Source organism: Billgrantia pellis (assembly GCF_008297955.1).
Classification (GTDB): domain Bacteria; phylum Pseudomonadota; class Gammaproteobacteria; order Pseudomonadales; family Halomonadaceae; genus Halomonas; species Halomonas pellis.
Window position 1 is genome coordinate 534,949 of record NZ_VTPY01000001.1, and the last position, 12,621, is coordinate 547,569.

The window sequence follows — 12,621 nt, forward strand, 5'->3', positions numbered from 1 at the left end:
TATGTCATGGCCATTGCCACCGTCATTTCCATTACCGGTCAGGCCTGGGCGCGCGATGCCGAAGGCAATCTTCGTGAGCTGCGTGTCGGAGACACGCTCCAGGAAGGCGAGGTGTTGATCACCTCCGACAGCGGAAGCGCTCAGCTCGATTTTGCCGACGGCCTGGAGCCGACCCAGGTGGAAGGGGGAGAGCAGGTTGCCATGGCGCGTGAGCTCGATGCGGAAGAGACGCCCGATCCCGCCGACTTCGCCGCCTTGGATGAGGATCTGGAAGCGCTGCTGACGGCCCTTGACGACGAGGACACCGATCTCCTCGACGTGCTCGATGCCACCGCGGCGGGTGCCGGTGGAGGGGGGACTGCGAATGGCGGCCATAGCTTCGTGCGCCTGGCACGCATCGCAGAGAACACCGAGCCGCTGGCATTCGATTATGGTGTGGGACAGGCCGATGACCTGCCGGAGATAGAGGCGGCGGCCTTCCCGACGGCAGAAGAAGATGCGCCAAGCGAGGCCGAGCCGCTTCCACCCGGCACCATCACTGTCTCCATTCAAGGCGTCAATAGCCAGAATGTGACACAGGTACCCCTTACCGGTACGACAACCCATGTTCCCGTGGGTAGCATCGTTACCATCGTAGTGACCGATCAGGAAGGCAATCGGGCTAGTACGACGGCAACGGTGGACGCCGAAGGAAATTATCAAACCGAGATCGACCTCAGCGACCTGGTGGATGGCCCGATCTCCATTGATGCCAGTGTCGTGGACCAGACGGGAGAAACACGCACGGCCGAAGATGATTCGGTCAAGGATACGTTTGCCGACGCCACCATCACCATCGACACCATCGCCGGTGACGACGTGATCAACGGCGCGGAAGCCGAGCAGGGCAACCTGATCACGATTGCCGGCACGGTGGGCGGCGACGCCCGCGAGGGCGACACCGTCACCCTGACCGTGGGCGGCGAGAGCTACACCGGCACCGTCACCACCGACGGCGACGGCAACCTGGTGTACGCCATCGACGTGCCCGGCTCCGTGCTGGCCGAGAACAGCCAGGTCGAGGCCAGCGTCAGCGGCAGCGACGAGGCCGGTAACGCCTACAGCGCCGATGCCGAGCGCGGCTACGACGTCAACCTCAGCGCCGACGCCACCATCACCATCGACACCATCGCCGGCGACGACGTGATCAACGGCGAAGAGGCCAACCAGACCATCACCCTCACCGGCACGGTGGGCGGCGACGCCCGCGAGGGCGACACCGTCACCCTGACCGTGGGCGGCGAGACGTACACCGGCACCGTCACCACCGACGGCGACGGCAACCTGGTGTACGCCATCGACGTGCCCGGCTCCGTGCTGGCCGAGAACAGCCAGGTCGAGGCCAGCGTCAGCGGCAGCGACGAGGCCGGTAACGCCTACAGCGCCGATGCCGAGCGCGGCTACGACGTCAACCTCAGCGCCGACGCCACCATCACCATCGACACCATCGCCGGCGACGACGTGATCAACGGCGAAGAGGCCAACCAGACCATCACCCTCACCGGCACGGTGGGCGGCGACGCCCGCGAGGGCGACACCGTCACCCTGACCGTGGGCGGCGAGACGTACACCGGCACCGTCACCACCGACGGCGACGGCAACCTGGTGTACGCCATCGACGTGCCCGGCTCCGTGCTGGCCCAGCACGATAACGTCCAGGCCAGCGTCAGCGGCAGCGACGAAGCGGGCAATGGCTATAGCGCCGATAGCACTCGCGACTACGACGTAGCCGCACCCGAGATTACTGGCCTGAACTCCGGTGGGGCCGATATCGTCGTGGATGAGCAACACCTCCAGAATGGCTCGAATCCGAATCCTGGTGAACTCATCAAGACCGGCACTTTTGGCATCAACGCTGCAGCTGGCATCGTTTCTATTACAGTGGCGAGCCATGAGATCACGATTGAAGAGTTAATGGGACTCAATGGCACTGCGGCTGCTATTGAAGTGGCAACGCCGGAAGGGAATGTCATTCGCATCACCGGCTACCAAGGTAATGCCAATTCCGGCACAGTAATGTATGAGTTTGAATTGACGGCACCGGTCCAGCATCCGGAAGGTGAGGGGCGCAATGAGCTCGAAAAAGGCGGGATAGAACTCTCGATCATCGATCAGCGTGAACAAGCGTCCTCATCGAAAATCGACGTTACCGTTTTAGACGACGTGCCCGGTGATTTCACTCCGGAAACCGGCAGCCTCGAAGATGGATTTGTAGGTTCTATCGGTTTCGAGACCAATGCAGGTGCCGATGGGGTCGGTAATGTAGTGTTTACCGTAGAGGCTGGCACACCCGCTACGGATATCAATGGGCTGCAACTATTCCTCGATGGCGAGCCGCTCTACTACAGCTATGATGATAACGACCAATCTGTGTTGTTTGCCAAAACAGCTGATGGTGAGCTTGGCTTCAAGATTGTGCTTGATTCCGATAGCGACACCTACTCCATTACGACTTACGGTAAGATTCTTAACGGAACAGAATTTAGCGCTATTGCAACAAACGGGGTCTCGGGGGGTAACAGCAGTGTCTACGGGCTGAATCTCGGTGACGATGTTGGCAATAACGATGTGCTGGTCTCTACCCGTGCAGGTGAAACCGTCAATACCAGTACTGGAAACGGTATCGGAATCTCTAACGGAAATAGCATAAGCAAGGGGGAGATGGCTCGCTTCGATTTTGTCGCTGGGTTGAATCTCGGCAACGGTGGAGCCAGCTGGGACGAGAGTTTGGATGTTACGCGGTTCGCCCAAGAAGTTAATGTGCGCGGTGGCGGTGGTAATACAGCAACATTGACAATAAGAGCATTGTCCTCGGTATCGGCGACCGGTGTCCCTGCCAGTGGAGGTATTGAAGGCAATGGAGATTACCTGCCGCTTTCAGCGGAAGATATTCGTATTTATGATGAAAATGGTGCTGATGTCACTTCCAGCCTGATAATTACTCAGAATGGCAGCGGTATACAAATTTCGGGGATCAAGAGTGGCTATACCTATGAGCTGAGTACCAGCTCACCCTTCCAAGCTATCGAAGTGGTAGGAGGGGAAGGCAGTAACTTCAATCTTGGTGACTTCACCTACTTCCAAGGCGGTACAGCGACAGATATTGAACTGGCTCTGCCCATTCAGGGCGTAGATGTAGATGGAGACACTGTTGATAGCTCACTTGAAATTTCTGCGCCTGTTGCAGATACACTCTATGTAGGTGGTAATCTCGATAACACCTTCGAGAGTGGCGATGGCAACGATGTATTGATTGGGGATACGGGCGGTGCTCAGACCATTGTCCAACCGGGGCAGAACTATAACATCTCGATCATGGTCGATGTATCGGGAAGCATGAGTGATCCGTCGGGGACGTCAGGCCTGAATCGAATGGAGCTGGCCAAGCAGGCATTGCTGAACCTGGCCGACCAGCTCAAAGGTCATGATGGTATCGTCAACGTGCAATTGGTGGCCTTCTCAACCCATGCCAGCACCTCCGCCAATATTTCGAACCTCTCGGCTGCCAATGTTGGCGATTTGATTTCGGCAATCGAAACCCTGTCAGCCAATGGCGGCACTAACTATCAAGCAGCGTTCGAGCAGGCGGTGAATTGGTTCAATGCGCAGCATGAAGGAGGCGCATCGCCACAGGAAGGTTTTCAGGATCTAAGCTATTTCCTTACGGATGGAAACCCGACCCAATATTATCCGGGAGGCACGGATAGGTGGGGCAATCCTAACGTAGAAGGACCGGGTAGTTCGACGGATTATGCCACTTTGTATGCTTCGATTCAGGCTTTTGCCGAGCTTAGCGGCATAAGCTCTGTCCATGCTATCGGCATGGGAGGTGTTATATCCGAAAACTACCTACGCTTCTTCGACAATACCGATGTTATGGGCGAAGGAAGTGAGACGTTTAGTGACGGTGGCATGTATGGAAGCGATAGCTCAGTAACTGCACCTGTTGGTGTGCCTAATATTGTGCATACGGCCGAGGAGTTGCAGGCAGCACTCCAGGGGGGGGCGACGGACAAGGAGTTTGCCGATCTAGGCGATAACGTCCTGAAAGGAGGGGATGGGGACGACATTATCTTCGGAGATACTGTCAATTCCGACCATCTTTCCTGGACGAACGGAAATGGGGAGAACTTCGTCGCCGGAGAGCACGATGGCATGGGCTATATTGGCTTGATAGAATACCTGCGCTGGAGTAATGAGTTCGGCAATAACGGAAATATGCCATCCGAGGAACAAGTTATCGGCTATGTGAGAGAGAATTGGGAGCAACTGGCCCAGCCGCAAACATCTGCGAATCCCGGCCAGAACGACCTCTATGGCGGAGGAGGAGACGACATTCTCGTTGGTGGGGCGGGTAACGATACCCTGAGAGGCGGCGAAGGTAACGATACTCTCTTTGGCGGCCTTGGTGCGGATACTTTTGTATGGAAGCTGGGAGACCAAGGGGAAGCTGGTAACGCATTCACCGACACCATCATGGATTTCGACGCCGATGACGGAGATGTCATCGATCTGTCCGACATATTACAGGGACGGGATAGTGAAAGTGATATCAGTTCCTATCTTCGGATGGAGGATGATGGGGAAGGAAGCACTATCATTCATATTAGTACGTCTGGAGGTTTCGGGAATGGATACAATGCCGACCTCGTCGATCAGCATGTCATCCTGAAAGGGGTGGCCTATGATGATAATCTTCTAGAAAAAATGCTGAATGAAGGGCAGATAAATATCGATCAATAACAGTTTGATCATCGAATGCCAGGGGCGCCTTTACGGGCGCCCCGCCTGTTAAGGAGGTGCCGATGTATTTGGATGGTAAACAAGTCCTTTATTGGATGAAAGGCAATGCTTCGGCTGCTGATTTTATATCGATGGTAATGGAAATTTCGCATCTATGGGATGACTTGATTGATAAGGACAAGCCGTTGGAGGATGAAGTCGTCAACCAGTGCTTTTTCGATGCCTTGATTCGTCTGCCTAGAAACGAGTTTTATCGCAAGAATTTTGATCACTTGAATTCTGTCATGATGAATTCAATTTCAAATTGGTTGATAGCTAATGATATGGAAAGGGGAGGAGGTGAGCTTGAGCTAAATATTGCTTTCATTCTTCGCTCATCCTATGTGGATCTCATTACCCAATCGGCCCTTTTGATTGGTGGGCAAGCCTGGGCGAGTCAGGTGGGAAAAGACGTGCGCAAGCTGACACACCATGAAAAATATAAAGGTTATCTCAGAGCCTTGGATGAAGAAAAGAAGGCGCGGCAAGCAGCCGCGAGATGACACGCTCTTGGAAATATGGCAATTTCGCGGTCATGGCTAATGAGGTGAGATACTTTTATGTATGTCAGAAGAGATGCGGCCGGTCAGATCATTGTGGCGAGCCGTGACATGACGCCGGAGTGTCAAGAATTCGTGGCCGCGAATTCCCCGGAGTTGATGCTGTTTCTTAGTGTCTCCGGCGAATCGAGGAGCGATGCGCTGCTGCAGTCTGACCTCGATTTTGTGCGCGTACTGGAAGACGTGATCACTGTGCTGATGGACAAGGGCGTGATCAGCTTTACCGATCTGCCTGAGCCGGCCCAGCAGAAGCTGCTCGATCGACAATCGTTGCGCCAGCGTATGAATAGCGTCGGGCTCATGTCGGACTCAGACGACAGCGGTGTCATCTGAATCCGACGTGACGTTCAGTGGGTACCGGCCGGCTCCGTATGGCGGACCCCCGGCCCCGTCACCCCATCCAGCCCTAAATCGAAGAGTACCGCGGCGGCGCTGCGGCTCTCCACGCCTTCGGCGATGGCCATGATGCCCAGTGAATGGGCCAGGGTGGCCATGCCGCGCAGCAGGCTCTGCTGGTCCTGCCGCTCCTCGACGCTGTGACTCAGCGCAGCATCGACTTTCATGAAGCTCAGACCCAGGTCCTGTAGCCCAGCAATTTTGCCGAATTGGGTGCCGACATGCTCGAGGCCGACCTTGCAACCCAGCGTCAGCAGGGCGTTGCAGAGCGTGTTGAGCGCCTGGGGCTGTTGCAGGGCGACCGACTGGGGAAGCTCGAACCACAACAGGGGCGCAATCTCCGCGCGATCGCGAAGTCGGGCAATCAATTGGCCGACGAAGTGGCCGTCGCTAAGTGAATCGGACGACAGATTGATGCCGACGGGTTGGCCGTTGGCGGCGGCATGCTCCAGGGCCGCGGCGACCACCGCCAAATCGAGAGTAGGCGCCATGCCCAGGCGCCCGATCCACGGCAGAAAAACGCCGGCAGGACGCCACTCGCCTTTCAAGCGTAGCCGGGAAGGCACTTCGTGATGGATCAACTGGCCGCGTGCGTCGAGTACCGGGTAGCGAGCCAGGAGGACGCCTTCTTCGATCGCTTCGCACAAGGCTTGGCGCCATTCGTCGTGGCGTGTGTAGAGCACGCTGCTGGCGGGTTGTTCCACGATCGTCTGGCCGTATCGTCCCTGGTTTTCGGCGCTGGCCAAGGCACCATCCAGGCTGGCGAGCAGCTGGGCTCGTTCCTCACCTTGATGGTACTGGCACAAGGCGGAGGGCAGCGACACATGGGCACCCAACGCTTCGCCCAGGTTGCGCAGCCGCTCGGTCAGGTCGCTGCCGACCGCTTCCAGGTCGTGCTGACGTGGCAGGATCAAGGCGAAGTCGCTGCCGTTGAGACGCCCCACCGTGCCGTATCCGTACAGGTTCGCCAATTGATCCAGGCGTCGGGCGACCCGAACCAGCAAAGTGTCGGTTGCCGCATGACCGAGCGTCTGATTGACCTCGGCCAGGCGTGCAATACGTACCATGACCAGCGTGCCACTGGCATCCTCCTTCTCGCTACGCAGATGCGATTCCAGACGGTCGAGCAGCGGGGCGCGAGTGAGAGTGTCGGTTACCGGGTCGTGCTGCATGCGGCGGCGCAACTGATCGAGCTTGTCGCTCTCCTCGCCGAGCATTTGACGTACTGTCTCGGAGAGTCGGTTCATCGCCTGCACGACGGCTCGGAGTTCCTGTGTTCGAGGTTCGTTGGCGATGGTGAAACGGCGCTGGCCGATGGCCTGTGCCTGGCTCACCACGTCGCGCAGCGGACGGCGAATGGAGTGCACGATCCAACTGGCCAACAATAGGCTAACCACGCCGGCGAGCGCGAACCAGCCTGCCAGTTCCAGAGTGCTGTGCCACAGCGAGCGGTAGGCGAAACTGTGCTGGCCAACGAGTTCCAGCGTGCCGTACTGCTGCCAACCCTCCTGTACCACGGCATGGCCCGGGGCAACGTCGAAGTGCACCAAGTCGATGAACCAGCCTGGCACGTCGTCGATGTGTTCGCTGGCGGAACGTTGCTCGATGATGTCGCCCTCGGTATCGCGCAGTTCGATGCGCTGATAATGGCCGGTGTCGAACTGGGCGGCCAGCAGCAGTTCGAGAATAACGGGATCCTTTTCCATCTGACTCATCGACAGCGCCAGGGCATTGGCGTTGTCGTGGTTCTTTATCTCGATTTCCTGCTCGATGTAATGACGGCTGCTCGTCACCCCGATGAGCAGGCTGCCCACGAAGGCCAGCAGCAGCAGGGTCGTGATGGTCAGCCAAAGCTGCTTGATCAATGACATGTCTGTCTTCCCCCGGGGAACGAACGCCTTGATTCGTTCCGTTGTGTCGTTGGCTTCTTGTGATATGGCTGTGTCATCAGCCGAACCCTTGTTGCTGCATGCGCTCGATCACGCTGCGCCAGCGCGACAGACGTGCGACCGGATCCGCGCGCGACTGGGTGGAACCCCCCGCCCACAGGCCACTGCTGTTGAAGCTGAATACCGGAATGAGGTCGGTACGTTGGCTGGCGGGCGTGATGGAAGGGACGAGGTTGTCGAGTACCAGCGGCACGGCAGCAGGCGTCTCGTAGTAACCCAGCACCATGTGGGCCTGCACGATCTGGCTGCGGCCGATACGCGCACGGACGTAGATCATGCGGAGCCGCGAGCCGGGCACGCCGAGTTCCTTGAGCGTGACGTACTTGGCGATCGAGTAGTCCTCGCAGTCGCCCTCGCGCTTGCCCATGGCCTCCAGTGGCGTGGCCCAGTGGTCTTCGACGCCCCAGCTTTGGCTATCCTCGACCCAGCGTACCCGGCGATTGAAGAAATCGTTGACGTCGCGCAGCTGCCGACCGATATCGGCGCCCAGCAGCCGATCGAGCAGGGTGAACCACTCCTCGAGAATGGCCAGGCCCGAGCTGCCATACAGGCGCTGCATGCTGTCGCGCAATCGGGCGCGGTCCATGCGAGCCTCGAGCGAGCCTGGCGACAAGCCCAGCCCAGCAACCAGCAATAGCCCGCCCAAGCCGGCCAAGAACCGGCGGCGGTTCGGGCAGGCGTTAGAGCGGGAGCCATGTGGGGCAGGGCGATGCGTCATCGAGGCGCGCCGAAAGATGTTAAGGAATGTAACACATTGGCACGAGTATAAAGGAGGGTAGCGTTAACAAATAGGCATGACACGGGTCATGTCGGCGTATTACCGCCGAAGGGGCGAAGTGGGAGGGGATTAGCCTTTCCCCGGCCCCTGCCAGACTCTCAGCCGACCCATCCAGCCGAGATGAGGGGAGCATTCGCGCAGTTCGTGGGCAGCGTCGTCCAGGCTCTGGCCGGCGGGCAGCCGGCGCACATACACCGATACGTCGATCTGCTCGGCCAGGTAATGAAGGTCCAGGGCCACGCGGTTGCGCCAGGCGGGGCAGTCCTGCCACACCTCGTCGAGCATGGTCTCGATGTCGCTGCGCAGGGGCAGGCCGGGTCGCAGGCTGTGCTCGATCTGGTCGGAGTCGTCCTCCGGATCGATATGGAAAGTTACGTCGGCCAGCTCGGGGTAGGCTTTGCGTAGCTGCCGGCTCACGGCGTTGCCGATCTCGTGGGCCTCGGAGACGGTCAGTCTCGGCGGCACAACGATATGCAGATCGAGCACCACATGGCTGCCCACCGAGCGGGTCCGGAGATCGTGAACGCTATCCACGCCCGATACGGCCTCCGCGATGCGCTGCATTCGCTCCTGATCGTCTTCGGGCAGGGCGGTGTCGATCAGCTCGCGGCTCGACTCCCACAGCAGCCTCCAGCCCACTTGGCCCACCATCACGCCAACGATGATGGCGGCCACCGCATCGACCCAGCCGACGCCGAACTGAGCGGCCACCAAGCCGACCAGCACGACGGCGGTGGAGAGGGCATCCGAGCGCGAGTGCCAGGCATTGGCCTCGAGCAGGCGGGAGTGGACACGCTTGGCCACCTTCAGCGTGTAGCGGAAGATCCATTCCTTGGCGACCAGCGAGAGTACGGCGACGCCCATGGCCCACAGGCCGGGGGCGGGAATCGGCGTGCCCGACAAGAGACGGGCGAGACTGGCCCAGGCAATGCCGCCGGCGACGAAGATCAGTACGCTGCCCAGCCATAGCGTGGCCAGCGTCTCGATGCGTCCATGTCCGTAGGGGTGATCGGAATCGGGCGCCTGACGACCGAAATGGGTGGCCGCCAACACGAAGCCATCCGTCACCAGGTCGGAAAAAGAGTGAATGCCGTCCGCGATCAGTGCCGCCGAGCCCACCAGCCAGCCGACCACGACCTTGAGCAAGCCGACCAGAAAATCGATGGCGGCTCCGATCAGCGTGACCCGGTGCGCTTCGCGGGCCTGGATCTCGCGGTTCAAGGTGCCGCGTGGCGACGGCGGTGAGGTGGCTGCATTCATCTTGCCGACGGTGCCTCGCTGTCGATAAGCCGGGATGCCCGGTGACGTACCGGATTGGCATACTGTGCCAACCACCAACTTCGCATCTCGGCAGGAACGTCGTTCAGTCGCGCCTGAAAGCGGGCGCGGTCGACATCGCTGACCTCGCTCAGGTCCAGCAGTTCCGGCGCATCGCCCAAGGCTTCCAGCGCCAGATAGTGGCTGGGAAACAGGCGGTAGCCTTCGACTACCTGGCGATCGATCTCAGCGGCGACGGCCTCGGGCGTATCGTAACCCGCTCCCAGCGGTTCGCCGAAGCGTAGCTGCACGCGTCCCTTGTGGCCGGTGATGCCGGCGACGATCGATTGGATATCCTCGTATTCGCTCTTCTCGTAGCGTCCCTGGCTATGGATGGCGTGCAGTTCGCGGGCTTTCTGCAGGTCGCAGGGGTCGTACTCGTAGCTGATCGACACCGGTACCAGACGCAACTCGGCGATGGCGGCACCGATGGGGGCCTGACGGTCCTCCTGGCGGCGAGCCATGGTCAGCATCTTGACGATCGCCGGATCGGTGCGATCGATGCCGTCCTTGGCGCGTCCCTCGCGCTGGGCCATCCAGATCGAATGATTGTCCTCGACGATGGAGTGACGGATATAGCCCGAAAGCGACTGATAGGCGGCCAGCATGGCGCGCTTGCCACGCAGCGCCCGGGGGACGATGAAGCTCTTGTTGAGCCGCATCAGGTCGGTCACGTAGGGCTTCTTGAGGAGATTGTCGCCAATGGCGATGCGCACCGTGTCGCGACCCGCCTGGTGCAAGGCGTAGTTGACGAATGCCGGGTCCAGGGAGATATCGCGATGGTTGCCGATGAACAAGTACGCGGTATTCGGGTCCAGGCGATCCAGCCCTTCGACGCGGAATTCGTCGGTGGAGGTCCGGATCATCCTTGCCATGTAATACGCCACGCGCATCTGGAAATCGCGAACGCCGGTCACGCCGCGAGTCTCACGGCGAATGGCATAGGCGGCGATGGCGCGTGCCAGCCACGGCATACGCCGGTGAAGGCGCGGTAGGCGATAGCGGGTCAGCGCGTCGAGCAGCTCGCGATTGCCGGCCAGACGCGCCAGCACCGCGGCCACCTCGTCGTCTCGATAGGGGCGGATGTCGGCCCAGGGGTCCTCGGCCGGGTTGCCGGTCGGTATCTCGTTCATCGAAGTATCATCGGTCATGCACTGTCCTGCGATGCGGCCTGGGAAGCTTCGCCGCCCAGCCAGCCGATCAGTTGCTCAATCTCTTCCGCCAGCGTTTGGGTCATCAGCATGAAATCGGCCTCGAGCCGCACGATGGCGTCTCCATCATCCTCAGTCTCGCTCGCTTCGTCGATCAGTGCGTCACTGAAATGCAGCGACTTGAGGGTCAGGTCGTCATGCAGCACGTAGCCGAGTCGGCCTTCGATCTCCACGCCCAGACGGCTGGCCTGGCGGCCTGCCGCCAGCAGTTGCTGGATTTCATCGCTATCCAGGTCGACCTGGCGGGCACGCAGCACACCGTCGTCGCCCTTGGCCTTGAGCTCGACCTGATCGCCCAGTTGCAGCGAGGCGGGGCGCGAGCCCTCCTCGGCGAGCCATTGGGTCATCGCACGCATCGGCAGGGTACGGGACGCCAGCGGTGTCACCTTGAGGCTACCCAGCGTCTCGCGTAGCAGATCCAGCGCTTCCTCGGCACGCTTGCGCGAACTGGTGTTCACCGCAATCAGATCGCGGCGCGTGTCCCACCACAGATCCACTTTCTGGGTGCGCACGAACGCCTGGGGCAAGAATTCCTCGTAGATCTGTTCCTTGAGCTCCTGCTTTTCCTTGCGGCGCAGCTTACGTCCTTCACGCGCCTCGATGTCGGCGCCGCGCTCCTCGACCTCTTCGCGCACCACGCTGGCGGGAAGCAGCCGCTCGTGGCGCAGCATGGTCATCAGTCGCTGGCCCTGCAGTTCGTGCAGCAGGGCAGTGCCGGCACGTCCCGCGGGTGGGCACCAGCCTACGCGTCGGGCTTCCTGGCCGGCGGGCGGTCGCGCCGCCTGTTCGGCCAGCGCCGTCTCCAGGTCGGCGGCGGGGATCGTTGCGGCCCCATGCAGACGGTAAAGGTGCAAGTGCTTGAACCACATGGTGCATTTCCTGAGCGAAAAGGACGCATATTATGGCCAACGGGGGGCGGGGGTTCCAGTGGCAAAGCGGAAGCGGCGCCAGATAGTCATTCAAACTATCGTTTGAATTCGGCGCCGCGGCGAGCCTAGAATCGAGACGTCAGCTCATGGCATACCAGCCACGCCCCGGGCAGCGCCACTGCCCGACGCGTCGGGCAGGGTGGGCTGCCAAGAAACTCATACAGAGGAGCGAAGAGAGTGGATTCTCGGATTTCTCGCATCACGCTGCGTGTGCGCGGCTACCATCTCGATGGCTACGGCCATGTCAACAATGCACGCTATCTGGAATTTTTCGAGGAGGGGCGCTGGGGCTACTTCGACGATCGCCCGGCTCTCGCCCGGCACTTTGCATCCGGCCACCCTGCGCTGGTCGCGGTTAACCTCAATGTCAACTACCGACTGGCCGCCGTAGCGGGCGACGACCTCGAAGTGCTCACCCAAGTGGCCGAACTCGGCAGCCGCAGTGCACGCTTGTACCAGCAGATACGTCGCCTTGGCGATGGAAAGCAGGTCACCGACGCCGACCTCACCTGCGTGTTGCTCAACATGCGCACCCAGCAGTCCATGACCATCGAAGGCGAGATACGCCAAGCCCTGGAGAGGCTGGTGCTACCGAAAGCCTCCTAAGCGGCAAGATATCCCAGGCCATGCCCAGCGTTCCTTGGCACGTTCCCACACGCT

The 12,621-nt window shown here is 60.1% G+C and carries 9 protein-coding genes; 4 read left to right on the forward strand and 5 right to left on the reverse strand.

What is annotated here, in order from left to right:
- The first annotated feature begins 6 nt into the window (after positions 1-6).
- The 3 genes from F0A17_RS02590 to F0A17_RS02600 all read left to right on the forward strand — a co-directional run bounded on the left by F0A17_RS02590 (position 7) and on the right by F0A17_RS02600 (position 5,714).
- On the forward strand, positions 7-4,782 hold the full coding sequence (locus F0A17_RS02590; RefSeq protein WP_149326765.1) for a retention module-containing protein: 4,776 nt from the start codon (positions 7-9) through the stop codon (positions 4,780-4,782).
- Between the two features lie 62 nt (positions 4,783-4,844).
- Positions 4,845-5,324, forward strand: a complete 480-nt coding sequence (locus tag F0A17_RS02595) for a hypothetical protein (protein WP_149326766.1) — start codon at positions 4,845-4,847, stop codon at positions 5,322-5,324.
- A 108-nt stretch (positions 5,325-5,432) separates the two neighbouring features.
- A complete protein-coding gene (locus F0A17_RS02600) occupies positions 5,433-5,714 on the forward strand; it encodes a tryptophan synthase subunit beta like protein (protein WP_228716778.1) in 282 nt (93 codons plus the stop codon).
- Positions 5,715-5,728: 14 nt separating this feature from the next.
- Here the strand turns inward: F0A17_RS02600 and F0A17_RS02605 are convergent, their stop codons facing one another.
- From F0A17_RS02605 to F0A17_RS02625, 5 genes are all read right to left on the reverse strand, one after another.
- On the reverse strand, positions 5,729-7,648 hold the full coding sequence (locus F0A17_RS02605; protein WP_149326768.1) for a bifunctional diguanylate cyclase/phosphodiesterase: 1,920 nt from the start codon (positions 7,646-7,648) through the stop codon (positions 5,729-5,731).
- Between the two features lie 76 nt (positions 7,649-7,724).
- Positions 7,725-8,444 carry a transglutaminase-like cysteine peptidase gene (locus F0A17_RS02610; protein ID WP_149326769.1) on the reverse strand — a complete coding sequence of 240 codons (720 nt, stop codon included), beginning with the start codon at positions 8,442-8,444 and terminating at the stop codon, positions 7,725-7,727.
- A gap of 129 nt (positions 8,445-8,573) precedes the next feature.
- The gene (locus F0A17_RS02615) at positions 8,574-9,764 is read right to left on the reverse strand and encodes a cation diffusion facilitator family transporter (protein WP_149326770.1); all 1,191 of its coding nucleotides are present in this window, start codon (positions 9,762-9,764) and stop codon (positions 8,574-8,576) included.
- Positions 9,761-10,972 carry a 1-acyl-sn-glycerol-3-phosphate acyltransferase gene (locus F0A17_RS02620; RefSeq protein WP_187774598.1) on the reverse strand — a complete coding sequence of 404 codons (1,212 nt, stop codon included), beginning with the start codon at positions 10,970-10,972 and terminating at the stop codon, positions 9,761-9,763. Before F0A17_RS02620 ends, F0A17_RS02615 begins: the two co-directional genes overlap by 4 nt.
- On the reverse strand, positions 10,969-11,901 hold the full coding sequence (locus F0A17_RS02625) for a recombination-associated protein RdgC (RefSeq protein WP_149326771.1): 933 nt from the start codon (positions 11,899-11,901) through the stop codon (positions 10,969-10,971). Before F0A17_RS02625 ends, F0A17_RS02620 begins: the two co-directional genes overlap by 4 nt.
- Before the next feature lie 237 nt (positions 11,902-12,138).
- Here F0A17_RS02625 and F0A17_RS02630 point away from each other — a divergent pair, with 237 nt between their 5' ends.
- The gene (locus F0A17_RS02630) at positions 12,139-12,567 is read left to right on the forward strand and encodes an acyl-CoA thioesterase (RefSeq protein ID WP_149326772.1); all 429 of its coding nucleotides are present in this window, start codon (positions 12,139-12,141) and stop codon (positions 12,565-12,567) included.
- Positions 12,568-12,621: the final 54 nt, after the last annotated feature.